22 protein-coding genes and 1 pseudogene are annotated in these 24,197 nt (G+C 66.1%); 15 read left to right on the top strand and 8 right to left on the bottom strand.

The window, feature by feature from the left end; genetic code table 11:
- Positions 1–2: 2 nt before the first annotated feature.
- Positions 3–938 carry a tripartite tricarboxylate transporter substrate-binding protein gene (locus tag E1832_RS02400; protein ID WP_133358144.1) on the bottom strand — a complete coding sequence of 312 codons (936 nt, stop codon included), beginning with the start codon at positions 936–938 and terminating at the stop codon, positions 3–5.
- Between the two features lie 165 nt (positions 939–1,103).
- Between E1832_RS02400 and E1832_RS02395 the strand changes: the two genes are divergently transcribed.
- Together E1832_RS02395 and E1832_RS02390 are read left to right on the top strand one after the other, a co-directional pair.
- Positions 1,104–1,883, top strand: a complete 780-nt coding sequence (locus E1832_RS02395) for an IclR family transcriptional regulator (RefSeq protein WP_133358155.1) — start codon at positions 1,104–1,106, stop codon at positions 1,881–1,883.
- A gap of 184 nt (positions 1,884–2,067) precedes the next feature.
- Positions 2,068–3,423 (top strand): aspartate aminotransferase family protein, encoded by a 1,356-nt coding sequence (locus tag E1832_RS02390; RefSeq protein ID WP_133358143.1) that lies wholly within the window; start codon positions 2,068–2,070, stop codon positions 3,421–3,423.
- A 242-nt stretch (positions 3,424–3,665) separates the two neighbouring features.
- Here E1832_RS02390 and E1832_RS02385 read toward each other — a convergent pair whose 3' ends face one another.
- Entirely contained in the window at positions 3,666–4,205 is a 540-nt protein-coding gene (locus E1832_RS02385) for a winged helix DNA-binding protein (RefSeq protein ID WP_245513771.1), read from the bottom strand.
- Between the two features lie 121 nt (positions 4,206–4,326).
- Between E1832_RS02385 and E1832_RS02380 the strand changes: the two genes are divergently transcribed.
- On the top strand, positions 4,327–5,418 hold the full coding sequence (locus E1832_RS02380) for an LLM class flavin-dependent oxidoreductase (RefSeq protein ID WP_133358141.1): 1,092 nt from the start codon (positions 4,327–4,329) through the stop codon (positions 5,416–5,418).
- A gap of 5 nt (positions 5,419–5,423) precedes the next feature.
- Positions 5,424–5,924: a flavin reductase family protein gene (locus tag E1832_RS02375; protein ID WP_133358140.1), complete on the top strand. Its 501-nt coding sequence runs from the start codon at positions 5,424–5,426 to the stop codon at positions 5,922–5,924.
- A gap of 173 nt (positions 5,925–6,097) precedes the next feature.
- Here the strand turns inward: E1832_RS02375 and E1832_RS02370 are convergent, their stop codons facing one another.
- Entirely contained in the window at positions 6,098–7,021 is a 924-nt protein-coding gene (locus E1832_RS02370; RefSeq protein ID WP_133358139.1) for a PHP domain-containing protein, read from the bottom strand.
- Between the two features lie 191 nt (positions 7,022–7,212).
- On the opposite strand from E1832_RS02370, the gene E1832_RS02365 reads away from it, so the two are divergent.
- Positions 7,213–8,076, top strand: coding sequence for an NAD(P)-dependent oxidoreductase (locus E1832_RS02365; protein WP_133358138.1), 864 nt, complete (start codon positions 7,213–7,215; stop codon positions 8,074–8,076).
- A 70-nt stretch (positions 8,077–8,146) separates the two neighbouring features.
- Here E1832_RS02365 and E1832_RS02360 read toward each other — a convergent pair whose 3' ends face one another.
- From E1832_RS02360 to cbbR, 5 genes are all read right to left on the bottom strand, one after another.
- Positions 8,147–11,353, bottom strand: a complete 3,207-nt coding sequence (locus E1832_RS02360) for an efflux RND transporter permease subunit (RefSeq protein ID WP_133358137.1) — start codon at positions 11,351–11,353, stop codon at positions 8,147–8,149.
- A complete protein-coding gene (locus tag E1832_RS02355; protein WP_133358136.1) occupies positions 11,346–12,326 on the bottom strand; it encodes an efflux RND transporter periplasmic adaptor subunit in 981 nt (326 codons plus the stop codon). Before E1832_RS02355 ends, E1832_RS02360 begins: the two co-directional genes overlap by 8 nt.
- 120 nt (positions 12,327–12,446) lie before the next feature.
- The gene (gene hemP / locus E1832_RS02350) at positions 12,447–12,614 is read right to left on the bottom strand and encodes a hemin uptake protein HemP (RefSeq protein WP_133358135.1); all 168 of its coding nucleotides are present in this window, start codon (positions 12,612–12,614) and stop codon (positions 12,447–12,449) included.
- Positions 12,611–12,778 (bottom strand): hypothetical protein, encoded by a 168-nt coding sequence (locus E1832_RS22380; protein ID WP_206020983.1) that lies wholly within the window; start codon positions 12,776–12,778, stop codon positions 12,611–12,613. Before E1832_RS22380 ends, hemP begins: the two co-directional genes overlap by 4 nt.
- Positions 12,779–12,892: 114 nt before the next feature.
- The gene (gene cbbR / locus E1832_RS02345) at positions 12,893–13,834 is read right to left on the bottom strand and encodes a LysR family regulator CbbR (protein ID WP_133358134.1); all 942 of its coding nucleotides are present in this window, start codon (positions 13,832–13,834) and stop codon (positions 12,893–12,895) included.
- A 91-nt stretch (positions 13,835–13,925) separates the two neighbouring features.
- Here cbbR and E1832_RS02340 point away from each other — a divergent pair, with 91 nt between their 5' ends.
- The 10 genes and pseudogenes from E1832_RS02340 to E1832_RS22830 all read left to right on the top strand — a co-directional run.
- Positions 13,926–14,936, top strand: coding sequence for a class 1 fructose-bisphosphatase (locus tag E1832_RS02340; protein WP_425358958.1), 1,011 nt, complete (start codon positions 13,926–13,928; stop codon positions 14,934–14,936).
- 10 nt (positions 14,937–14,946) lie between these two features.
- Positions 14,947–15,819 carry a phosphoribulokinase gene (locus E1832_RS02335; RefSeq protein ID WP_133358133.1) on the top strand — a complete coding sequence of 291 codons (873 nt, stop codon included), beginning with the start codon at positions 14,947–14,949 and terminating at the stop codon, positions 15,817–15,819.
- 10 nt (positions 15,820–15,829) lie between these two features.
- Positions 15,830–17,821, top strand: coding sequence for a transketolase (gene tkt / locus E1832_RS02330; RefSeq protein ID WP_133358132.1), 1,992 nt, complete (start codon positions 15,830–15,832; stop codon positions 17,819–17,821).
- Positions 17,822–17,830: 9 nt separating this feature from the next.
- Entirely contained in the window at positions 17,831–18,832 is a 1,002-nt protein-coding gene (gene gap, locus E1832_RS02325) for a type I glyceraldehyde-3-phosphate dehydrogenase (RefSeq protein ID WP_133358131.1), read from the top strand.
- Positions 18,829–20,037, top strand: a complete 1,209-nt coding sequence (locus E1832_RS02320) for a phosphoglycerate kinase (RefSeq protein ID WP_133358130.1) — start codon at positions 18,829–18,831, stop codon at positions 20,035–20,037. The genes gap and E1832_RS02320 overlap by 4 nt, the downstream gene beginning before the upstream one ends.
- A 16-nt stretch (positions 20,038–20,053) precedes the next feature.
- Complete coding sequence (gene fba, locus E1832_RS02315; protein WP_133358129.1) at positions 20,054–21,133, top strand: class II fructose-bisphosphate aldolase; 1,080 nt, start codon at positions 20,054–20,056, stop codon at positions 21,131–21,133.
- A gap of 31 nt (positions 21,134–21,164) precedes the next feature.
- Complete coding sequence (locus E1832_RS02310; protein WP_133358153.1) at positions 21,165–22,622, top strand: form I ribulose bisphosphate carboxylase large subunit; 1,458 nt, start codon at positions 21,165–21,167, stop codon at positions 22,620–22,622.
- Positions 22,623–22,715: 93 nt separating this feature from the next.
- Positions 22,716–23,105, top strand: coding sequence for a ribulose bisphosphate carboxylase small subunit (locus tag E1832_RS02305; RefSeq protein WP_133358128.1), 390 nt, complete (start codon positions 22,716–22,718; stop codon positions 23,103–23,105).
- 65 nt (positions 23,106–23,170) lie between these two features.
- Entirely contained in the window at positions 23,171–24,094 is a 924-nt protein-coding gene (gene cbbX / locus E1832_RS02300) for a CbbX protein (protein ID WP_133358127.1), read from the top strand.
- Positions 24,091–24,197: pseudogene (locus E1832_RS22830) on the top strand (ribulose-phosphate 3-epimerase); the annotation flags it as partial. The gene cbbX and the pseudogene E1832_RS22830, both read left to right, overlap by 4 nt.

Below are 24,197 nucleotides of genomic sequence, written 5' to 3'. Positions count from 1 at the left end.
GATCATTCCAGCAGCTCGCCGATGCGGGAGACGGTGTCGATGTCCTTGGCGATGCGCGCCGCGCTGTCGTCCGCGTTCTGCCAGTAGACCAGCGCGCCGGTTTCCTTGGCCACGTTCTGCGCCCGCTCGCTCATCGCCGTCTTGCTGGCCACCGCGATGATCTTGTCGCGCACGTCCTGCGGGGTGTCCTTGGTCACGAACAGCCCGTTCCACAGGGCGATGTCGAGGCTCGGCTCAAGTTCGCCGATGGTGGGGGTCTCGGGGATCAGCGGAATCCGCTGGTCGGTGATCGAGACCAGAACCTTGACGCTGTCGAGGCAGGGCAGGATCAGTTGCAGCGTGGTGTTGATCACGTCGGCATCGCCCGAGGCCAGCGTGTTGCAGTCCAGCGCATCGAAGGCGGCGTCGGAGGCGAACTCGAACCCGGCCGTCTTGGCATAGGCCTTGGTCACCTGGGTCGGCGTCAGAACATCGCCGAAATGGCCCAGCGCCACGTCGTTCTCCCCGGCGTAGCTGGCCAGTTCCGCCATCGTGGAATAGGGCGCGTCGCCGGAGGTGGCGATGACAAAGGGATAGGTCAGGAAGATGCCGAGCGGATCGAACTTGGCCGGGGTCAGCGGCGGGATGTCGATCTCGTGGCCGACCACCGGCACGCCGATCACGAAGGAGCCGACGGTGTAGCCGTCGGCGGGGGCATTCGCCACCTCGATGGCGCCGGGGAAGGGACCGCCGCCGCCGCCGGGCTTGTTCACCACGGCCGCCGCGACGCCGTATTCCTTCTGGAAATCCTCGGCGATCATGCGGGTCAGCACATCCTCCAGATCGCCCGGCGGCCAGGGCACGATGAAGTTGACCGGCTTTTCGGGATATTCGGCAAGCGCCGCACCAGCGGTCATCAGCGCCGCCGCCGCCGTGGCGAGCATGTGGGAAAGTTTCATAGCAGACCTCCTTGTTGTCGATTTGTTATTTGGTTCATTATTTGAACCATTGGTTTGTTTTAGATTGACAGTCGACCCGCCGATCTGTCAACACAATTGCAGACCGCTTGGCGGAAAAACATGAAAAAGCCTGCGACCCAGGCACAACGGGAGGCCGGAAAAAAGATGGGAACCGTCACCAAGGCCCTGTCATTGCTGACGTTTTTCACCCAGACCCGGCCTGAAATCGGGCTGAGCGATCTCACCCGTCTGTCCCGCATGAACAAGGCGACCGTCTATCGGCTGCTGACGGAATTGCAGGCGGCGGGATTCGTCGAACAGGCCGGAGCCGACCGCGCCTATCGCCTGGGGCCGGAGGTTCTGCGTCTGGCGGCGCTGCGCGAGGCAGCGGTGCCGATCCTGACGGTCTCGCGCGGCGTGCTCGACCGGCTTGGCGCCGCGACCGGGGAAACCACCCATGTCTCGCTGGCCAAGGACGACATGCTGAACACCATCGCGCATGCCTACAGTCCGCTCCACGCCACCCGTGTCGCGATGGAGGACGCAGAGGTGATCTCGTTCCATGGCACCGCCTCCGGAATGGCGGTCCTGGCCTTTGCCACGCCCGAATTCACCGACGCGGTGCTGTCGGGGCCGCTGCCGGCCCACACCGCGGACACCCTGACCGACCCCGAAGCTATCCGCGCGGTTCTGGACACCGTGCGCGCCGAGGGCATCGCCGAATCGGTAGGCGGGTTCGAGGCCGACGTGCATTCCCACGCCGCGCCGATCTTCGGACCCGACAGCCGGCCGCTGGGCGCGCTGGCGGTGGCCGCCCCGGTCAGCCGCATGACCCCCGCGCTACGCGCGCTGATCCGCAGCGAGCTGCGCCGCGCCGCGCTGGAACTGACCCGGGACATCGGCGGCACCTGCCCGCCCTCCTACCCCGGACAGGCGGCGGCATGACCGGCGCCCCGTCCCTCGCCGCGCTTGCAGCGCGTCCGGGCGTCCCTGCCCGGCCCGCTGCCGCGGTGCGCCGCCCGGTGGCGCCGGTCCGGCATCCCATCGCGTTTATCCCTTTTGCCGCCAATGTGGCGGCGCCCCCTCTACCGGCCCTCGACCATGTGGCCCCCAGCAAGGAGCTGTCCCGATGAAAGACTCCAATTACCTCAAGGAACACAACGCCAGATCGCTCTGGCACCCGATGGCGCATCCGGCCGACAGCCAGGCCAACCCGCCGACCATCGTGACCGGGGCGCAGGGCGTGCGGATCACCGATATCGACGGGCATGAGGTGGTCGATGGCGTCGGCGGGCTGTGGAACGTCAACCTCGGGTTTTCCTGCCAGCCGATCAAGGAGGCGATCGCCGCCCAGCTCGATCAGCTGCCCTATTACTCGATCTTCCGCGGCACCACCAACGACGCGGTGATCCAGCTTGCCGAAGAGCTGCGCGCGTTTTTCGAACCCGACGGGCTGACCCGCGCCTTCTATACCTCGGGCGGCTCGGATTCGGTGGAGACCGCGCTGCGGCTGGCGCGGCAGTATCACAAGATCCGCGGCGAGGCCGGGCGGGTGAAATTCCTGAGCCTGAAAAAGGGCTATCACGGCACCCATTTCGGCGGCGCCAGCGTGAACGGCAACGCCAATTTCCGCACCCAGTACGAACCGCTGCTGCCCGGCTGTCACCACATCCCGGCGCCCTATACCTATCGCAACCCGTTTGGCGAGAGCGACCCGGAGAAACTGGCGCAGCTCTGCCTGTCCGCGCTGGAGGACGAGATCGCGTTTCAGGGCGCAGGCACCATCGCCGCCTTCATCATGGAGCCGATCCTGGGCGCCGGTGGGGTGATCCCGCCGCATGAAAGCTTCATGCCCGGGGTGCGCGAGATCTGCTCGAAACACGGCATCCTGCTGATCGCGGATGAGGTGATCACCGCCTTTGGCCGCACCGGAAGCTGGACCGGATCGCGCCACTGGGGCGTGCAGCCCGATCTGATGAGCACCGCCAAGGCGATCACCAACGGCTATTTCCCCTTTGGTGCGGTGATGATCGCCGAACATGTGGCCGAGGTGTTCGAAAAGGACGAGACCGGCCGCGCCGCCATCGGTCACGGCTACACCTATTCCGGTCACCCGGTCGGGGCCGCCGCCGCGCTGGCCTGCCTGTCCGAGACACTGCGGCTGAACGTGCCGGAGAACGCCGCCGCGCGGGGCGCACAGCTGTATCAGGGCTTGCTGACGTTGCAGGAGAAATTCGACCTCATCGGCGACGTGCGCGGCGGTCACGGGCTGATGTGCGCGATTGAGCTGGTCAGCGACCGCGCCGCCAGGACGCCGATCGACAAGGCGACGACCAATACCGTGCAGGAGGTGGCCTATCGGTCCGGCGCGATGATCCGCATCTCGGGGCCGAACATCATCCTGTCGCCGCCGCTGGTGCTGACGGCAGAGGATGTCGACGTGATCCTCGCCGCGCTCGACGCAGGGCTTGCCGCGGCGCGCTGAGTGACTGGCTGGGCTTTGTCCGGAGAGCGTGAAACAACACTCCTCAGGGCTGACGCCCCCGAGCGCGGATTCAAGGCCGAAGGCCGCCGCACAAGCGCCGGACCGCCCGCACGGTCTGGCGCTGTGTCGACCTAAGCGCTCCGCTCATATCTCATCCGGATTTGGCCGGGATAAACGGTCCGGCGCTTGCGCGGCTTGCTCTGTTGGTTCAGCGGAAACGCTGCCCCGCCCCCTGACGCCACTCAGCGCCGGTGGGTCGCCGCCACCCGCGCGGCCTCCTCGTAGATCCCGGTCAGGATGTTCAGCGCCCGGGTCGCCTCGGCCAGTTGTTCGGAGAACCCCGGCAGGCCGTTGATCTTTTCGATCAGCAGCCTGCGGCGCAGCGCGCTGTACTGGTCGGTGACACGGCGCCCCTCTTCCGTGGCCTCATAGGTCACCCCTGTCCGCCCCGATCCCTGTTTTTCCACCAGCCCGGAGCCGGTCAGCTTGCGCAGCGAATACTGGATGTTGGGAATGTCGTCGCGGTTGGTCAGCCGCGCCAGTTCCTTCACCGATTTTGGCCGGTCGTTCATCCGGATGATGTGAAGCAGCGCGTTCTCAGGCCCGCTGGCGGCCAGGTCGCAGACCGAGGCCAGACACTCCGACTGCCAGCGCCCGAATCCCTCGAACGCCCGCATCAGGGCGAATTCCGCCTCTGTCGTGCTGACCTCTGCCGGGTCGCCCGACAGATGCCAAAGAAAATTCAACCCGTCGTCAGCGCTGTCGTTTTTTGATGCATTCACAAGCATTTCCCTCCGGACAAGGATCTTCCCGCAGGGGGCGGATCGGTGCAACTTGATTTTTAAATAGACTTTCAATTGTAATTTCCACAGTATTTCCACACCCAACTCGGAGATATATGCAATGACAACTAATCTGATGATGAAAAAAGACGGCTTCAAGCTCGGCACCTTCTCCTCCAACTGCTCCTCGGGGATGACCGTGACCAAGGCGCCCGAACGCTGGCAGAACAGCTGGGAGAACAACCTCAAGCTCGGCAAGATGCTGGATGCGGCCGGCATCGACTTCATGCTGCCGATTGCGCGCTGGATCGGCTACGGCGGCGAGACAGATTTTCACGGCGGTGTGCTGGAGACGATGACCTGGGCCGCCGGGCTGCTGGCCAACACCGAGAACCTGACCGTGTTCGCCACCATTCACACCGCCGCGAACAACCCTGTCGTCGTGGCCAAGCAGATCGCCACCATCGACCAGATCGGCAAGGGGCGCGCCGGGCTGAACATCGTGGCGGGCTGGAACAAGCCGGAGTACGAGGCGCTGGGCCTGACCCTGCCCGACGATCACGAGGCCCGCTATGGCTATGCCCAGGAGTGGATCGACGTGATCCGCAAACTGTGGACCTCGGACGAGTATTTCGACTGGGACGGCACCTATTTCAACCTCAAGCACGTGGCCGGCGATCCCAAGCCGATGAGCGGCACGGTGCCGATCCTGAACGCCGCCGGCTCGCCCCAGGGACGCGAGTTCGCCACCGACAACGCCAATTACCTCTTTACCCCCGCAATCGACCTGACCCGATCGAAAGACGAGATTCAGGAGCTGAAGGACCAGGCCGCCGCCAAGGGCCGCGATGTCGGCGTGCTGACCTTCAGCCATGTGATCTGCCGCGAGACCGAGGAAGAGGCGCGCGCCTTCCAGAAATACATCACCGACGACAACGCCGACTGGGAGGCGGTGGACAATCTGGTCAACCTGCAATTCGCCCATGCCCACAGCTTCCCGCATGATCTGCTGGCGCAGATCCGCTACCTGATGGCGCAGGGCCACGGCGGCTTTCCCCTTGTCGGCACGCCGCAGCAGGTGGCCGAGGGCATCATCAAGCTGCATGAGACCGGGTTCGCCGGAACCACGCTGTCCTTCGTGGATTACGCCGGGGAGTTCCCGTTCTTCCGCGACAACGTGCTGCCGATCCTGGCCGAGGCGGGCATCCGGTGAATGCGATGACCGCGATCACCGACCCCGACGCGAAAAGCTTCACCGGCGCAATGCGCGCGCTGGTGGGCAACTGCTCGGTGCTGACCGTGGGCGACGGGGCGGACCGTACCGGCCTTGTCGTCACCTCGGCGATCTCGCTCTCGGCCGAGCCGCCGCTGCTGCTGGCCTGCGTCAACCGGGGCGCGTCGAGTTGGCCGATGTTCGAACGCTACGGGCGGTTCGGCTGGTCCTCTCTGGGCGCGCAACACAAAGCGGTCGCCGAACGCTTCAGCGGCTTTGGCGGGGTCAAGGGACCGGACCGCTACGAAGGCGCCGACTGGACCACGGCGGTGACCGGCGCGCAGCTGCTGGCCGACGCGCCGGCGGCCTTTGATTGCGAGGTCGAGGAGATGATCGACCGCGCCACCCATTCGATCGTGATCGGACGGGTGCGCGGGGTGATCACCAACCCAGGTCAGGGCGCGCTGATCTACTGGGACGGAGGGTTTCGAACGCTCGCCTCCTGAAACCATAGAAGGTCGGCGCCGGGTGTGTCCGGGCGCCGGCCCTCTCCCGCCCCCCGGGGGCCGCTTCTCCCCGTCGCGGCGCCCGGTCCTGCCCCCGCCGGACCGATCCCCGCGCGGGGTCTTTTTTCGCGGGCGAGGCCACCGCCCGCCCGCCGCATCCCATCGGCCGTCGCTCAGCCCAGTCGCATCGGGTTCGACCAGGCGCGGCGGCCAGCGCTGTCGATCACGGTGGCTCGGATCCAGTCGCTGCCGGCGAACCGGGTCAGGTCGATCTCGGCGCGGGTCATCGACGGCGCGTGGCGCGAGACCGCCGCGCTGCCATGGCCCTGCACGATGACGCTTTCCACCGCCGAGCATTCGATATGCAGCTTGTTGCCCGCCCGCTCCACATGGCGCAACTCCGGCCCCTGGCTGGAATAGAACCGCCCCGCCTTGAGCGCGGTCAGCAGCGCCTCGGGCTCATTCGCCTCGGCCTTGACCATCACCCAGCCACCGAAATGATCGGGTTCGGAGAAATGGGCGTCATCGGTGGCGATCAGGGTCAGATCGCGGCCCTCGGACAGCAGCAGATCGGCGGTCTGGAACCCCTCGCCCCTGTCGCAGCCCCGGGCGCAGCCGTGGTTATAGACCTCGACCGCATGGGCGTCCCCGATCGAACGGGCATCCTCCAGCGTCAACCCCGACCAATGCGGGTGGGCGACGGCGACGAAGGCGCCGGCCTCGCGGGCGCGGCGGGCGATCTCGGGGCCGCTCTCCTGCCCCTCGACCGGGTGGAAGCCGGGCGAGTTCGACGGCGCGAAATCCTCCGGCAGGCCGACGGCGAGGATGTGCCACAGCTCGCCGTTCTGCATCGCGCCGGAATGGACCTCGGCACCCAGAACCGTGGTGAACCGGTTATCGCGGAACGGTTTTGTGTCGGCGATCGGATAGCCGAAAAGGCCCACGAAATGATCGGTGAGCGCAATGAAGTCATAGCCCTCGTCGCGGTAGCGGCGGCACACCTCTTCGGGCGGCAGCACACCGTCGGAGAGGGTGGAATGGGTGTGCAGATTGCCGCGGAAGAACCGTCCGGGCGCGGAAAAGGCTGGGTCGATCATGGTCTGCTCCTGTTTCCGCCCCCCCTATCGCGGCGGCGCGATGGTTTTATGACAGGCTGCGGCGACTTCAGGCGCGGCACGGCGCCGTCGCCGGTGGGCTTTCCGATCCGCGAAGGGATCGCTAAGGTCGCGGGCGACAGGGACCCGCACCGCGCGCGGCCCGGCACAAGGACAAGCGAAAGGACGAAGACATGGCAAAGGTTGCGTTTCTGGGACTGGGCGTGATGGGTTACCCGATGGCCGGGCATCTGCAAAAGGCCGGGCATGAGGTGACGGTCTATAACCGCACCGCGGCCAAGGCCGAAAAATGGGTGGCCGGGCATGGCGGCGCCATGGCCCCGAGCCCGCGCGAGGCGGTGGCGGGCGCCGATTTCGTGATGGCCTGCGTCGGCAACGACGACGATCTGCGCGCGGTCTGCACCGGCGCGGACGGCGCCTTTGCCGGGATGGCGGCTGGCGCGATCTTTGTCGATCACACCACCGTTTCGTCCAAAGTGACGACCGAAATGCACGCCATTGCCAAGGCGGCCGGACTGGGGTTCGTCGACGCCCCGGTCTCGGGCGGTCAGGCGGGGGCCGAGAACGGCGTGCTGTCGATCATGTGCGGCGGCGATGCGGCGCAATACGACGCGGCCGAGCCGGTGATGCAGGCCTATGGGCGCTCGATCAAGCGGCTGGGCGAGAGCGGCGCCGGGCAGCTGACCAAGATGGTCAACCAGATCTGCATCGCGGGCCTGGTGCAGGCGCTGAGCGAGGGGATCAATTTCGCCCAGAAGGCCGGGCTCGACGGTCGCGCGGTGATCGAGGTGATCGCCGGCGGCGCGGCGGGATCGTGGCAGATGGCGAACCGGCACGAGACCATGCTGGACGACAAGTTCGACTATGGGTTCGCCGTCGACTGGATGCGCAAGGATCTGGGCATCTGCCTGGCCACAGCGGACGAGATCGGCGCCAGCCTGCCGGTGACCGCGCTGGTCGATCAGTTCTACAAGGATGTGCAGGGCATGGGCGGCGGGCGCTGGGACACCTCCAGCCTGATCAAGCGGCTGAAATAACAGCCGGGGCCAGGGCCGACAAAAAATGCCCGGGCAATGGCCCGGGCATTTTCGCATTCAGCGGTTCGGATCAGCCCTTGAACACCCGGTAGATCGCCGGGATCACCAGCACCGTCAGCAGGGTCGAGCTGAGCAGCCCGAACAGCAAGGAGATCGCCAGCCCCTGAAAGATCGGGTCGGCCAGGATCACCACCGCGCCGATCATCGCCGCGATGGCGGTCAGCAGGATCGGCTTGAACCGGATGGCCCCGGCGGCGATCAGCGTGTCGATCAGCGGAATGTCAGGCCCGCCCTCGTGGCGGATGAAATCCACCAGCAGGATCGAGTTGCGCACGATGATGCCGGCCAGCGCGATGAAGCCGATCATCGAAGTGGCCGAGAACGGCGCCGAGAACAGCCAGTGGCCGCCGATGATGCCGAGGAAGGTCAGCGGGATCGGCGTCAGGATCACCAGCGGCAGCCGGAACGAGCCGAACTGCGCCACCACCAGGATGTAGATGCCCAGCAGCGCCACCGCAAAGGCCGCGCCCATGTCGCGGAAGGTGACCCAGGTAACCTCCCACTCGCCGTCCCAGAGCAGGGTCACATGGCTTTCATCCTCGGGCTGGCCGTGCAGCGAGACCACCGGCTTCATACCCTCGGGCCAGTCCATTTCATCCAGCTTCTCGGCCACCGCCAGCATGCCGTAGAGCGGCGCCTCGAAATCGCCGGCAAGCTCGGCCATCACCATCGTGGCGGCGCGTCCGTTGTGGCGGAAGATCGGATAGGAGGCATGCTCTTCCCGTATCACGACCACATCGCCCAGTTCGACCACCCCGCGCGCACCGGGCAGCACATTGGCCGGGATCGGCGTGGTGAGGAAGCTTTCGTCGACGACGCGGTGCGCCTTGTCGCGCTCGACCCGGATCGGGATCGGACGGCGCCCCTCGCCCCGGTGCGAATAACCGACCGTGGTGCCGCCGTTCAGGATCGCGATGGTCGAGAACACATCCGATTCCTGCACCCCGAAGAATTCCAGCTGGTCGGACGAAATCGTCACCCGCAGCCGCCGGCTCTGTTCGCCGAAATTGTCATCCACATCGACGACAAAGGGTACCTCTTCAAAGGCGGCGCGGATCCGCCGCGCGGCCTCGCGCCTTGTGCCGGCATCGGGGCCGTAGACTTCGGCCAGAAGGGTGGCGATCACCGGCGGGCCCGGGGGCGGCTCGACCGTTTTCAGGCTGGTGCCCTCGGGCACCTCCAGCGCGCTGATCCGCTCGCGGATGTCCAGCGCGATGGCGTGGCTGGTGCGGTCACGCTCGGCCTTGGGAAGCAGGTTGATCTGCACGTCGCCCAGTTCGGGTTTCTCACGCAGGTAGTAGTGGCGCACCAGCCCGTTGAAGTTGAACGGCGCCGCCGAGCCGGCGTGAGTCTGGATCGAGATCACCTCGGGCAGATCCAGCACCGCGCGCGCAACGTCCTGCGCCACCGCGTCGGTCGCCTCGACCGAGGCCCCCTCGGGCAGGTCGATCATCACCGCCAGTTCAGACTTGTTGTCGAAGGGCAGCAGCTTGACCGTCACATCCTTGGTGTAGAAGGCCGCCATCGAGCCAAAGCTCAGCCCGGCGGTGATCAGCAGGAACAGGCCCGAGCGCAACCGGGTCTTCAGCAACGGCCGCGCCACCACGGTATAGAGACGGCCCAGCCGGCCGCCATGGCCGCCCGCCGCGTCGTGATGCAGCGGGGCGCCGCCGGCAATCTTGAGCATCAGCCAGGGCGTGATGATCACCGCCACGAAGAACGAAAAGATCATCGCCGCCGAGGCATTGGCGGGGATCGGACTCATATAGGGGCCCATCAGCCCCGAGACGAAGAGCATCGGCAACAGCGCCGCCACCACGGTCAGCGTGGCGACGATGGTGGGGTTGCCCACCTCGGCCACGGCGCGGATCGCCTTGGTGGCGCGGTCGGCCTTGTCGGGCATGCCCCAGTGGCGCGCGATATTCTCGATCACCACGATGGCGTCATCCACCAGAATCCCGATCGAGAAGATCAGTGCGAACAAAGACACCCGGTTCAGCGTATAGCCCATGATCCAGGCCGCAAACAGCGTCAGCAGGATGGTGACGGGGATCACCACGGCCACCACGATGCTTTCGCGCCAGCCGATTGCGAACAGCACCAGCGCCACGATGGAAACGGTGGCCAAGCCAAGGTGGAACAGCAGCTCGTTGGCCTTTTCATTGGCCGTCTCGCCATAGTCGCGGGTGACCTCGACCACGACGTTCTCGGGGATCAGGCTGTCCTCCAGCAGGTGCACGCGGTGCAGCACCTGTTCGGCCACCACAACGGCGTTGGCGCCAGCGCGCTTGGCCACGGCCAGGGTCACCGCAGGGGTGCGGCGAATGTTGCCGTCGGCGTCGCGGGTGAGGTTCGAGACGATCTTGTCCGAGGTGTCGGGCACAAAGCTGATGTCGGCCACGTCACGCACATAGACCGGCCGGCCGTCGCGCGCGGTCAGCAGCAGGTTGCCGATCTCGGCCGGCGCGCTCAGCGTCTCGCCGGCGACCAGCGGGATCTGGGCGCCATCGTCGCGCACGGTACCGGCGGCAAAGGCGCGGTTGGCCGACTGCACCTTGCCCGACAGTTGTTGCAGCGTCACCCCGAACAGCGCCAGCCGGTCGGGATCGGGGGCGATGCGGATCGCCTCGGGGCTTTCGCCGACGATATAGGTGAGGCCCACATCCTGGATCTTGGCCACTTCGACCTGCAACTCGCGCGCGATCCGGGTCAGGTCGTTGGCGGTCATCTCCCCGGCCCCCGGTGTCGGCGTCAGCGTCAGCGCCACGATGGCCACGTCGTCGATGCCGCGCCCGACGATCAGCGGCTCGTCGATGCCGACCGGGATCCGGTCGAGATTGGCGCGCACCTTGTCATGCACACGCAGGATCGCAGCGTCGGCCGAGGTTCCCACCAGGAAACGGGCGGTGACCATGGAATAGTCGTCCATCGACTGGGAATAGACATGCTCGACGCCATTGATCGCCTTGACGATGGTCTCCATCGGTTCGGTCACCAGTTTGACCGCGTCTTCGGCGCGCAGCCCCGGCGCCTGGATGTGGATGTCGACCAGCGGAACCGAGATCTGCGGCTCTTCCTCGCGCGGCAGGCTGATCAGCGCCACCATCCCCACCGCCAGCGCGGCCAGGATCATCAGCGGCGTCAGCGGCGAGCGGATGAAGGCGCGGGTCAGCCCGCCGGCGATGCCGCGCGATGCCTGTTTGTCGTCCTCACTCATGGCCGGCCACCAGCACGTCGCCCACGCTCAGCCCGCTGACGACCTCGATCATCTCGACACCGTCGACCGGATGCGCCTCGCCCAGCACCACGGCGCGCCCCACCGGCTCGCCGCCGGGACCGCGCACGGTAACGAAATCCAGCCCCATGCGGGTCTCGACCCGGTCGGCGGGCACCAGCAGCGCGCTGCGCGTGCCCACCGGCAGGCTGACCAGCACACGTGCATTGACGAATTCGCTGCTCATACCCTGAACCTCGACATCGGCGATGACGCGGCCGTTCTCGATCTGGGGATAGACCTTGGCGAGGCGCCCGGGCTGGCTTTGCCCGTCGGCGCCGATGCGGATCTCGATCCCCTCGCGCAGATAGGCAGCGTGCCGTTCGGGCACCGCGAGGCGCAGGAAAAATCCACCGCCGCCGATCTGGGCGATCACCTCGCCCGGCATCACCACGGAGCCGCGGGTCACCGGCACGTCGATCACCTTGCCGGCGATCGGGGCCAGCACCGCGCCCTCGGCGGCCTGCTCCTCGATCACGCGTTTCTGGGCGCGGGTCGCCTCGATCTGGTTCTGCAGAACCTCGACCTGGGTGCGCAACGCGTCGAGCCGCTGCGCGGTGGTCACGCCGCGCTCCAGCAGATCCTCGCCGCGCTTCAGCTCGGTTCGGGCATTGTCGAGCTGCGACAGCAGCGCGTCGATCTCGCCCTGCACCGAGTCCAGTTGCAGATTCAGCTTGGGATCGTAGATCTCGGCGATCATCTGGCCTTCGGTGACGGCGCTGCCCTCGGTCACCCCGACCGAAACCAGCGTACCGCCGATGCGCGACCGGGCCGGGATCAGATCGCGCGCCTCGACACGGCCGAACACGGCCTTCCATTCGGTGATTTCGCGCTGCCCGACAGTCTGCTCCGACGCGGCAAGGGCCATCCCGGCCCCAAAAACCGCCAGCGCTGACGCCAAAATGAACTTCCGCATCGCCTATCCTCACTACCGCCGCATCGGGGGGATACAGATGCACACCGAGGAATATTTTGCAATCCCGCGCACACCGCGCGGAACCGGCGCGCGCATACGCCGCGCCGGGCAGAGTAATGATTACTTGGTCAAAATCAGCTTGCCAGCCCGGGTGATGCGCAGGGTATAGACCTGATCGCCCAGCGCGATATGCGCAAGATGTCCGCCGTCGGTCAGATCCTCGGCGCGGTGGGCGGGCAGTACCGGCGCGGACGGGTGGCCGGCTGTGGCGGGGGAATGGATCGTCATCGTCCTGTCCTTGGTTCGGTTTCGATATGGTCGAGGAGCGCGTCCACGGACAGGCCGAGCCACAGCCCGGCATCGGCAAGGATGGTCCACACGTCGTCGCGTTTGCGGGGCGCGCGGCCCGTCAGCCGCCAGGGCGGACGGGGGGTATCGGCTGGGCGGTGCATCGGCATGGTCCCGTGTTCTGCGGATGGTTCTGCGGATGGCTGACCCGGCACGACGCGGGTTGGCTGGACGACCAATACCTGACTAAAATAATAATGTTTGTCAATCCGGGTATTTTAGAACCTTGCAGCGCTCCGCGCGCCACCCGGCAGGAACCGGTCGGGATTGGACACGATCCAGTCCATGATCCGGATCGCCGGCTGCGACAGCTCCTGCCCGGCCGCGTGCAACACGAACCAGTGCCGGACGATGGGCAGCCGTTCGGCGGGGATCGACACCAGCCGGCCGGACTTCAGCTCTTCGTGCACGGTGTGGCCCGACAGGATCGCCACGCCGAGTCCGGCCGCCACCGCCTGTTTGATGGTCTCGTTCGATTCCATCTCGGTATAGGCAAACTCGCGTCCTTCGCCGATTTCATCCAGGAACCGCATGGTCAGGATACGGGTGCCCGAGCCCGGTTCCCGCATCACGAAAGGCTGGGACAGGATGTCGTCCGGCGTGACCTGTGCGATCCGGGTCAGCGGATGCCCGGGCGGCGCCACCAGCAAATGCGGATGATCGCCGATCGAACGCGCCACCACCGCCGGCAAACGCGGCGGCCGCCCCATGATCACCAGATCGAGATCGCCTGTCTCGATCATCTGGATGATCCGGGCGCGGTTGCCGATCCGCAGTACCACGTCGATATCGGGAAATTCCGACCGCAGCATCGCCACCAGATGCGGCGCGAAATATTTCGCCGTGCTCACCACCCCCAGAACCACCGTTCCCGACAGCCCCTTGCCCAGCGTTTCGATCTGATGGACCGCACGTTCCAGCGCCGCCCGCGCGGTCCGGAAAGCGGTCAAAAGTGCCGCGCCCTGCTCGGTCGGGGCGAATCCCCCCTGGCCGCGATTGACCAGCGCGCAGCCGAAAACCTCCTCAAGGGCGCGCAGCTGGCTGTGCACCGCCGGAGGTGTGAGCGATAACATCTCCGCGGCCGTGCTGATCGCCCCGGATTGGCAGACCGCATCCAGCGCGCGCAACTGTTTGAATGTTATGGCATTAAGGCGCTGCATTCAGATTTCTCTAATTTGCTTTCACAAGTTTTAAATTCCTTATAATTCCATTCCGTGGATATCAACCTTTCCGAGGACGGAGGAAAACGCCTTGACCAAAGATAATTGCCTGATTGCCCCCGCCGGGCTGATCCCGGCGCACCTGGCCGCCCCGATGCAGGCGCTCAGCCGCGTCGCGTCGGATCTGGCACAGATCATCGCCCGCGGCCCGCTGGACGGCGCGCTGGGCGCCGAGGTCGGCAGCAACAGCGACGGCGACAATCAAAAGGCGCTGGACGTGATGGCGGACGAGGCCTTTGCCGCCGCCCTGCCCGGCACCGGCGTGCGCTGGTACGCCTCGGAAGAGCGCGAGACCGTGGAGCAGATCGACGAAGACGGCGCCCTGGCGCTGGCCATCGACCCGCTCGACGGCTCCTCCAATATCGACGTGAACGTGTCCATCGGCACGATCTTTTCGATCCGCCCGGCCCGCGACGGGGCCGAGGACAGCTTTCTGCGGTCCGGGCGCGAACAGATCGCCGCGGGCTATTTCATCTATGGGCCGATGACTGCGCTCGTGGTCACCTTCGGGAATGGCGTTCTGACCTTTGTGCGCGATCCGCAGGACGGACGGTTCCACCAGGCCGGCGGCATGCTGACGATTCCCGAGGACTCCTCTGAATTCGCCATCAACGCCTCGAACTATCGTCACTGGTCCAAGCCCGTGCGCGCCTATATCGACGATTGCCTGCAAGGCATCGAGGGGCCGCGCGCCAAGAATTTCAACATGCGCTGGGTCGCCTCACTGGTGGCGGAGACCCACCGCATCCTGTCGCGCGGCGGCATCTTCCTCTACCCGTCCGACGGGCGCCCCGGCTATGGCCAGGGCCGGCTGCGCATGGTCTATGAATGCGCCCCCATCGCCATGCTGGTCGAGCAGGCCGGCGGGCGCGCCACCACCGGGCAGGATCCGTTGCTGGATCAGCGCCCGGACCAGCTTCACGCACGCACCCCGCTTGTCTTTGGCACCCCCGACAAGGTCGACCGCGTCACCGCCTACCATGATCTGCCCGAACAGGAGATCTCGGCCCTGTTCGGCTCGCGCGGCCTGTTCCGCGCCTGAAGGAGACCCAATGTCCAAGAAACACCCCATCATTTCGGTGACCGGCTCCTCGGGGGCCGGCACGACCACGGTCAAGGCGACCTTCGACCAGATCTTTCGCCGCGAGGGGATCGAGGCGGTGTCGATCGAGGGCGATGCCTTTCACCGCTATGACCGCGCGTCGATGAAGGCCGAGCTGGAGAAACGCAAATCGGCCGGCGAAGATACCTTCAGCCATTTCAGCTATGACGCCAATGAGTTGGGCAAGCTGGAAGAGGTGTTCCGCACCTATGGTGAGACCGGCAGGGGCGAAACCCGCCACTATGTCCATGACGACGAGGAGGCGGCGCGCCGGGGTGTCGGGCCGGGCCAGTTCACCCAGTGGGAACCCTTTGCCGACAATTCCGAGCTGCTGTTCTACGAGGGGCTGCACGGCGCGGTGGTGAACGACGAGGTCAATATCGCCAAATTCGCCGACCTCAAGATCGGCGTGGTGCCGGTGATCAACCTCGAATGGATCCAGAAGATTCACCGCGACAAGGCCAGCCGCGGCTATTCGACCGAGGCGGTGACCGACACCATCCTGCGCCGGATGCACGCCTATGTGCATTGCATCTGTCCGCAGTTCATCGAGACCGACGTGAATTTCCAGCGCGTGCCGGTGGTCGATACTTCCGACCCTTTCGTGGCGCGCTGGATTCCGACCGCCGACGAGAGCTTGGTGGTGATCCGCTTCAAGAACCCGCGCGGCATCGACTTTCCCTATCTCACCACGATGATCGAGGGCAGCTGGATGACCCGCGCCAATTCGATCGTCATCCCCGGCGGCAAGATGGATCTGGCGATGCAGCTGATCTTCACCCCGATGGTTCACCGCCTGGTCAGCGAATCCAAACGCGCCTGAGGAGATACCGATGAACCAGCACAGCCAGATCACCGCCGCCTCCGAGGAGCTGATGGCCAATGCGATCCGCGCGCTTGCGATGGACGCAGTTCAGGCCGCGAACTCGGGCCATCCCGGCGCGCCGATGGGTCTGGCCGATGTGGCGGCCGTTCTGTTCAACCGGTTCATCACGCTGGACCCGGCGAACTCCGACTGGCCCGACCGCGACCGTTTCGTGATGAGCGCCGGTCACGGCTCGATGCTGGTCTATGCGATCCATCACCTGCTGGGCTATGACGACATGGGGATGGAGCAGATCCGCAATTTCCGGCAGATGGGCTATCGCACCGCCGGACACCCGGAATACGGCCATGCCAAGGGGATAGAGACAACCACCGGACCGCTGGGTCAGGGTATCGCCACCGCCGTCGGCATGGCGCTGGCCGAGCGGATGCACAACGCGCGCTTCGGCGACGATCTGGTGGGCCACCATACTTACGTGATCGCCGGCGACGGCTGCCTGATGGAGGGGATCAGCCACGAAGCAATCGACTTTGCCGGTCATATGGGGCTGGGCCGGCTGATCCTGTTCTGGGACGACAACGGCATCACCATCGACGGCTCTACCGACCTCTCGACCTCTACCGACCAGCGGGCGCGGTTTGCCGCCGCCGGCTGGCATGTGCAGGCGGTGGACGGGCATGACAAGGAGGCCGTGGCCGCCGCAATCGAAGCGGCCCGCGCCGATGCCCGCCCCTCGATGATCGCCTGCAAGACGGTGATCGGATTTGGCGCGCCGAACAAACAGGGCACCTCCGCTACCCACGGCTCGCCCCTGGGTGCGGAAGAGATCGCCGCCGCCCGGGCCGAACTGGGCTGGACGCATCCGCCGTTCGAGATCCCGCAGGACATCTACACCGCCTGGCGCACCGTCGCCGCCCGCGGCGCCGAGGCCCGCGCCGCCTGGCTGACCCGTCTCGCCGCCAACCCGAAGGCCGCCGAGTTCAGTGCCTCCCTCGCCGCCCCCGACGCGGCGGCGCTCAATGCCGCGATCGCCGCATACAAGGCAAAGCGTTCGGCGCAGGCGCCCAAGGTCGCCACCCGCAAGGCCAGCGAAATGGCGCTGGAGGTGGTCAATGCGACCTTGGCAAATACCATCGGCGGCTCCGCCGACCTGACCGGGTCGAACAACACCCGCACCAAGGGGATGACGCCGGTCAGCCGTGACGACTACGCCGGCGACTACATCCATTACGGCATCCGCGAACACGGCATGGCGGCGGCGATGAACGGCATCTCGCTGCACGGCGGCTTCCTGCCCTATGGCGGCACCTTCCTGGCGTTTGCCGATTACTGCCGCCCGGCGATCCGCCTGTCGGCGCTGATGCGGCGCCCGGTCGTCTATGTGATGACCCATGACAGCATCGGGCTGGGCGAGGACGGCCCCACCCATCAGCCGGTCGAGACCATCGCCAGCCTGCGCGCCATGCCCAACCTGAACCTCTTTCGCCCTGCCGACGTGGTGGAAACCGCCGAGATGTGGGAACTGGCCGCGATGAGCGACAGCACCCCCAGCGTGCTTTGCCTGTCGCGGCAGGGCCTGCCGACCCTGCGCACCGAACATGTCGCGGAAAACCTGACCGCCCGCGGCGCCTATGTGCTGCGCGAAACCCACGGCCCCCGCGATCTCACCCTGATCGCCACCGGGTCCGAGGTGGAGATCGCCTGCGCCGCCGCCGATCTGCTGGCCGAAGAGGGGATCAAGGCCGCCGTGGTCTCCGCCCCCTGTTTCGAGCTGTTCACTGCCCAGGACGCCGCCTGGCGCGCGGCGGTCCTTGGCACCGCCCCCCGCATCGGGATCGAGGCCGCCGTCCGGCAAGGCTGGGACAACCTGCTGCGCCCCGAGGACGGCTTTGTCGGCATGACCGGTTTCGGCGCCTCCGCCCCCGCGCCCGAGCTTTACGAGTATTTCGGCATCACCGCCGTCCACACTGCCGCGAAGGCACGCGAACTCTTATCCTAAGAGGTTGAAATGACAATAAAAGTTGCAATCAACGGCTTTGGCCGAATAGGCAGGTGCACCCTGAGCGCCATCGCCGAGAGCGGCCGCAACGACATCGAGGTGGTCAAGCTCAACGCAACCGGCCCGATCGAGACCGCCGCGCATCTGCTGAAATACGACAGCGTGCATGGCCGCTTTGGCGGCGAAATCCGCATCGACGGGACCACGATGGACATAGGTCACGGACCGATGCAGGTGTTCTCGACCTACGATCCGGGCGCGTTGGAGTGGTCCGGCGTCGACGTGGTGCTGGAATGCTCGGGTCAGTTCAATTCGCGCGACGCCGCCGCCGTGCACCTGGGCCAGGGCGCGAAAAAGGTTCTGATCTCGGCGCCGGCCAAGGGGGCCGACAGGACCATGGTCTACGGCGTCAATCACCGCGACCTGAAGCCGTCGGAAATCGTGGTCTCCAATGGTTCCTGCACCACCAATTGCCTGGCGCCGATGGCCAAGGTTCTGAACGACGCGGTGGGCATCGAACAGGGCATCATGACCACGGTGCATTCCTATACCGGCGACCAGCCGACGCTGGACCGCCGCCACAGCGACCTCTACCGCGCCCGCGCCGCCGCCATGGCGATGATCCCCACCACCACAGGGGCCGCCAAGGCGATCGGCGAGGTGCTGCCCGAACTGAAAGGCAGGCTCGACGGCTCCGCGATCCGGGTGCCGACGCCGAATGTCTCCGCCGTCGATCTGACCTTCCGCCCGTCCAAATCGGTGACGGTGGAAGAGATCAACGCGATCATCGCCGAGGCCGCCGCCGGCCCGATGCGCGGCATCATGAGCTATGAAACCGAGCCCAAGGTCTCGGTCGATTACAACCACGAGACCCATTCGTGCAACTTCGCCGCCGACCAGACCCGTGTCATCGACGGATCGCTGGTGCGGGTGATGGCCTGGTACGACAACGAGTGGGGCTTTTCCTGCCGCATGGCGGACAATGCCGTTCACATGGGGCAGGTCGGATGAGCATCGCGCGCATCACCGATATGGACGTTACCGGCAAACGCGTGCTGGTGCGGGCCGACCTGAACGTTCCGACCGAAGCCGGCCGGATCACCGATACCACCCGGATCGACCGCTTTGCGGCAGGCATGCGGCCGCTTCTGGCGCGCGGCGCACGGCTGGTCGTCCTGACCCATTTTGGCCGCCCCGAGCCCAATGAGCTGAATTCCAGCTTTTCGGTGGACAAGTTCCGGCCGGCCCTGGCCGAGGCGCTCGGCGTGCCGGTTCGGTTCTCGGATGTCTGCGCCGACGAGTCCGCCGTGATCCTGTCGCGGCAACTGGCCAACGGCGAGGCGCTGCTGTGCGAAAACCTGCGGCTGAACCCGGGCGAAATCGCCAACGATCCCGCCTTTGCGGCGCAGCTGGCCAGGCTTGGCGACATCTATGTCAACGACGCCTTTTCCTGCGCCCACCGCGCCCACGCCTCGACCGAGGCGCTGGCCCGCCTCCTGCCCGCCGCCGCGGGGCCGCTTCTGGTCGAGGAGCTTGAGGCGCTCGGCGCTGCGCTCGACGCGCCCAAGCGGCCCTCGGTGGCGATTGTCGGCGGCGCCAAGGTGTCCAGCAAAATCGCGGTATTGAAGAACCTGGTGCAAAGGCTCGACGCGGTAATCATCGGTGGCGGCATGGCCAACACCTTCCTTTTTGCCGAGGGCGCGCCGATGGGCCGGTCGCTGCATGAGGCCGACCAGATCGACACCGCGCGCGAGATCCGGCGGCTGGCCGAGAAATCCGGCTGCTATCTGCATCTGCCGCAGGACGTTGTGGTGGCGCGGGAATTCCGCGCCGAGGCCGAGACGCAGGTGGTCGATGCCTTCGCCTGCCCCGAGGACGCGATGATCCTCGACGCCGGGCCGCAGGCGCTGGCCGGGTTCCAGACGGTGCTGACCGGTGCGCAGACCATCCTGTGGAACGGCCCGCTCGGCGCCTTCGAGATCCCGCCCTTCGACATGGCGACCGTGGCGCTCGCCCGCGCCGCGGCCGCGCTGACCCGGCAGGGCCGCGCCGTCACCGTGGCCGGCGGCGGCGACACCGTCGCGGCGCTGAACGCGGCGGGCGTCACCCAAGACTTCACCTATGTCTCCACCGCCGGTGGGGCATTCCTGGAATGGCTGGAGGGCAGGACGCTCCCCGGTATCGCGGCGCTGGACGGCGCCGCCGCAGCCGCCTGAGGCAAGGAGGTCCGATATGGCACTGATCACGCTCCGGCAATTGCTGGACCACGCCGCGGAACACGCATACGGCGTGCCCGCCTTCAACATCAACAACATGGAACAGGGTCTGGCGATCCTGCGCGCGGCCGAGAGATGCGACGCGCCGGTGATCCTGCAGGCCAGCCGCGGCGCCCGCTCCTATGCCGGCGACATCATGCTGCGCCATATGGTTCAGGCGCTGGCCGAGATGTTCCCCGACATCCCCATCGTGATGCATCAGGACCACGGCAACAACGACGCCACCTGCCTGACCGCGATCCGCCACGGCTTTACCAGCGTGATGATGGACGGCTCGCTGGAGGAGGACATGAAGACGCCCGCCTCCTACGACTACAACGCCCGGATCACCGCCCGCGTCACCGCCGCCGCCCACGCTGTCGGTGCCAGCGTCGAGGGCGAGCTGGGCGTTCTGGGCAGTCTTGAGACCGGCGAGGCGGGCGAGGAGGACGGCTCCGGCGCGGTCGGCAAGCTCAGCCACGACCAGCTGCTGACCGATCCCGATCAGGCGGTGGATTTCGTGATGCGCACGAAATGCGATGCGCTCGCCATCGCCTGCGGCACCAGCCACGGCGCCTATAAGTTCAGCCGCAAGCCCGATGGCGAGATCCTGTCGATGAAGACCATCGCCGCGATCCACGACAAGCTACCCGACACCCATCTGGTGATGCACGGGTCGTCCTCGGTCCCGCAGGAGCTGCAGGACATCATCAACGCCTATGGCGGCGACATGCCCCAGACCTATGGCGTGCCGGTCGAAGAGATCGAGCGCGGCATCAGGATGGGCGTGCGCAAGGTCAATATCGACACCGATTGCCGGATGGCGATGACCGGCCAGTTCCGCAAGGTGGCCACCGAGAACGCGGCCGAGTTCGACCCGCGCAAGTTCCTGATCCCGGCGATGGACGCGCTCGAGGCGCTCTGCGCCGACCGGTTCGACCGCTTCGGCACCTCCGGGCACGCTGCCCGCATCAAACCCGTCCCGATGGACGATATGGCCGCCCGCTATGCCGCGGGCGCGCTCGACCCCCAGACCGCCGGCCGTCAGGCCGCCTGAACACCGAGAGAGAGGAAAGGCCATGAACCAGATGAAATCCCCCAAGGAAATCAAAGGCAAGGAACGCTATAAGGCCGGCGTGCTGAAATACGCGCAGATGGGTTACTGGGACGGCGACTATGAGCCCAAGGACACCGACGTGCTGGCGCTGTTCCGCATCACCCCGCAAGAGGGCGTCGACCCGATCGAAGCCGCCGCCGCGGTGGCCGGCGAAAGCTCTACCGCGACCTGGACCGTGGTCTGGACCGACCGTCTGACCGCCTGCGACAGCTACCGCGCCAAGGCCTACAAGGTCGAGCCGGTGCCGAACAATCCGGGGCAGTACTTCTGCTATGTCGCCTACGATCTGATCCTGTTCGAAGAAGGCTCCATCGCCAACCTCACCGCCTCGATCATCGGCAACGTGTTCAGTTTCAAACCGCTGCTGGCCGCCCGCCTGGAAGACATGCGCTTTCCGGTCGCCTATGTGAAGACCTTCGCCGGCCCGCCCACCGGGCTGGTGGTTGAGCGCGAGCGCCTCGACAAGTTCGGCAAGCCGCTGCTGGGCGCCACCACCAAGCCCAAGCTGGGCTTGTCGGGCAAGAATTATGGCCGCGTCGTCTATGAGGGGCTCAAGGGCGGGCTCGACTTCATGAAGGATGACGAGAACATCAACTCGCAACCGTTCATGCACTGGCGCGACCGTTTCCTGTACTGCATGGAGGCTGTGAACAAGGCCAGCGCCCAGACCGGCGAGGTCAAGGGCCACTACCTCAACATCACCGCCGGCACCATGGAAGAGATGTACGCCCGCGCCGAGTTCGCAAAACAGCTGGGCAGCGTCATCGTCATGGTCGACCTGATCGTCGGCTGGACCGCGATCCAGTCGATCTCCCGGTGGTGCCGCGACAACGACATGATCCTGCACATGCACCGTGCCGGCCACGGCACTTATACCCGGCAGAAGAACCACGGCATCAGCTTCCGCGTGATCGCGAAATGGCTACGGCTGGCAGGTGTCGATCACCTGCACTGCGGCACCGCCGTCGGCAAGCTGGAGGGCGACCCGCTGACCGTGCAGGGCTATTACAACGTCTGCCGCGAGACCCATAACGAGGTGGATCTGTCGCGCGGCATCTTCTTTGAACAGGATTGGGGCGACCTGCACAAGGTCATGCCGGTGGCTTCGGGCGGCATCCATGCCGGTCAGATGCACCAGCTGCTTGATCTGTTCGGCGACGACGTGGTGTTGCAGTTCGGCGGTGGCACCATCGGCCACCCGATGGGCATCCAGGCCGGCGCGACCGCCAACCGCGTGGCACTCGAGGCGATGGTACTGGCCCGCAACGAAGGCCGCGACATCAGGAACGAAGGCCCCGACGTTCTGCGCGAGGCCGCCAAGTGGTGCAAGCCGCTCGAGGCCGCGCTGGAGACCTGGGGCAACATCACCTTCAACTACACCTCGACCGACACCAGCGACTTCGTGCCCACCGCAAGCCCGGCGATGTAAGGGGGCGCCCCCTCATATCCGCCCCCTCTCCCTGCCCGTCTGGCAGGGAAAGGGGACACGGAGCACCCGGATCAACCATAGGAGACACCACCGATGCGTATCACCCAAGGATGCTTTTCCTTCCTGCCCGACCTGAGCGACGAGCAGATCACCGCCCAGGTCGAATACATGCTGTCGCGCGACTGGGCAGTCAGCCTGGAATACACCGACGATCCCCACCCCCGGAACATCTATTGGGAAATGTGGGGCCACCCGATGTTCGACCTGCGCGACGCCAAGGGCGTGATGATGGAGTTTGAAGACTGCCGCAAGGCGCACCCGGACGCCTATATCCGGATGCAGGCCTTCGACGACACCCGCGGATTCGAGACGGTGATGATGTCGTTCATCGTCAACCGCCCCGCCGAGGAGCCCCGCCTGACCATGCAGCGCACCGATTACGAGGGGCGCTCGCAGAAATACGGCTGGACCGCGCGCGCCTGACGGGGGCAGCGGGGGAACCGCCCCCGCACCCCCATAGCATTTGAACACTGAAGAAGGGGCCGGACATGACAGACACACCCGAAGCACCGCAGCGCATTGATCTCGGCGCCGAGTATGAAAGCTCCGGCGTGGCCGAAGTTCTGCGCGAACTGGACGAAGAGCTGATCGGTCTGGCCCCGGTCAAGCAGCGCATCCGCGAGACCGCCGCGCTGCTGCTGGTGGACCGGGCCCGGCGCGCGCTGGGCCTCAGCCAGGAGACGCCGACGCTGCACATGTCCTTCACCGGCAATCCCGGCACCGGCAAGACCACGGTCGCGCGCAAGATGGCCGGGCTGTTGTACCGTCTGGGCTATGTGCGCAAGGGGCATCTGGTCAGCGTCACACGCGACGACCTTGTCGGCCAGTACATCGGCCACACCGCGCCAAAGACCAAGGAGGTACTGAAAAAGGCGATGGGCGGCGTGCTCTTCATCGACGAGGCCTATTACCTCTACAAACCCGACAACGAACGCGACTACGGCCAGGAGGCGATCGAGATCCTGTTGCAGGTGATGGAGAACAACCGCGACGATCTGGTGGTGATCATGGCCGGCTACGCCGACCGGATGGACCGGTTCTTTTCCGCCAATCCCGGGTTCCGGTCACGCATCGCCCACCATATCGAATTCCCCGACTACTCCGAAGAAGAGCTGGGGCGGATTGCCGGCACCATGCTGGGCGATCAGGGCTATCGCCTCGACGAGGGCGGCCGCGCCGCGCTGGAGGAGTATATCGATCTGCGCCGCACCCAGCCGCATTTCGCCAACGCCCGCTCAATCCGAAACGCGCTCGACCGCGCCCGGCTGCGGCAGGCCAACCGGCTGTTCGAGGCCGGCGGCGTGGTGGATGCGGATGCGCTGTCGACAATTTCCGAGGCCGACATCCGCCCCTCGCGCGTGTTCCGCGGCGGGCTGGACGCGGACCGCGCCGCGCCGGAGGCCGCGGAATGAGCTTCGACCGTTCCGTCAAGATCGCGCCGTCGATCCTGTCCGCCGATTTCGCCAACTTCGGGCAGGAGATCCGCGCCATCGAGGATCAGGGCGCCGACTGGGT

It is taken from the genome of Antarcticimicrobium luteum (assembly GCF_004358185.1).
Classification (GTDB): domain Bacteria; phylum Pseudomonadota; class Alphaproteobacteria; order Rhodobacterales; family Rhodobacteraceae; genus Antarcticimicrobium; species Antarcticimicrobium luteum.
This window is presented reverse-complemented; position numbering and strand designations above follow the sequence as displayed.

Excerpts from the sequence above, each read along its gene's own strand:
- E1832_RS02400 (WP_133358144.1), bottom strand. The coding sequence starts at position 938 with ATGAAACTTTCCCACATGCTCGCCACGGCGGCGGCGGCGCTGATGACC.
- E1832_RS02395 (WP_133358155.1), top strand. The coding sequence starts at position 1,104 with ATGGGAACCGTCACCAAGGCCCTGTCATTGCTGACGTTTTTCACCCAG.
- E1832_RS02390 (WP_133358143.1), top strand. The coding sequence starts at position 2,068 with ATGAAAGACTCCAATTACCTCAAGGAACACAACGCCAGATCGCTCTGG.
- E1832_RS02380 (WP_133358141.1), top strand. The coding sequence starts at position 4,327 with ATGACAACTAATCTGATGATGAAAAAAGACGGCTTCAAGCTCGGCACC.
- E1832_RS02375 (WP_133358140.1), top strand. The coding sequence starts at position 5,424 with ATGACCGCGATCACCGACCCCGACGCGAAAAGCTTCACCGGCGCAATG.
- E1832_RS02370 (WP_133358139.1), bottom strand. The coding sequence starts at position 7,021 with ATGATCGACCCAGCCTTTTCCGCGCCCGGACGGTTCTTCCGCGGCAAT.
- E1832_RS02365 (WP_133358138.1), top strand. The coding sequence starts at position 7,213 with ATGGCAAAGGTTGCGTTTCTGGGACTGGGCGTGATGGGTTACCCGATG.
- E1832_RS02360 (WP_133358137.1), bottom strand. The coding sequence starts at position 11,353 with ATGAGTGAGGACGACAAACAGGCATCGCGCGGCATCGCCGGCGGGCTG.
- E1832_RS02355 (WP_133358136.1), bottom strand. The coding sequence starts at position 12,326 with ATGCGGAAGTTCATTTTGGCGTCAGCGCTGGCGGTTTTTGGGGCCGGG.
- hemP (WP_133358135.1), bottom strand. The coding sequence starts at position 12,614 with ATGACGATCCATTCCCCCGCCACAGCCGGCCACCCGTCCGCGCCGGTA.
- E1832_RS22380 (WP_206020983.1), bottom strand. The coding sequence starts at position 12,778 with ATGCACCGCCCAGCCGATACCCCCCGTCCGCCCTGGCGGCTGACGGGC.
- cbbR (WP_133358134.1), bottom strand. The coding sequence starts at position 13,834 with ATGCAGCGCCTTAATGCCATAACATTCAAACAGTTGCGCGCGCTGGAT.
- E1832_RS02335 (WP_133358133.1), top strand. The coding sequence starts at position 14,947 with ATGTCCAAGAAACACCCCATCATTTCGGTGACCGGCTCCTCGGGGGCC.
- tkt (WP_133358132.1), top strand. The coding sequence starts at position 15,830 with ATGAACCAGCACAGCCAGATCACCGCCGCCTCCGAGGAGCTGATGGCC.
- gap (WP_133358131.1), top strand. The coding sequence starts at position 17,831 with ATGACAATAAAAGTTGCAATCAACGGCTTTGGCCGAATAGGCAGGTGC.
- E1832_RS02320 (WP_133358130.1), top strand. The coding sequence starts at position 18,829 with ATGAGCATCGCGCGCATCACCGATATGGACGTTACCGGCAAACGCGTG.
- fba (WP_133358129.1), top strand. The coding sequence starts at position 20,054 with ATGGCACTGATCACGCTCCGGCAATTGCTGGACCACGCCGCGGAACAC.
- E1832_RS02310 (WP_133358153.1), top strand. The coding sequence starts at position 21,165 with ATGAAATCCCCCAAGGAAATCAAAGGCAAGGAACGCTATAAGGCCGGC.
- E1832_RS02305 (WP_133358128.1), top strand. The coding sequence starts at position 22,716 with ATGCGTATCACCCAAGGATGCTTTTCCTTCCTGCCCGACCTGAGCGAC.
- cbbX (WP_133358127.1), top strand. The coding sequence starts at position 23,171 with ATGACAGACACACCCGAAGCACCGCAGCGCATTGATCTCGGCGCCGAG.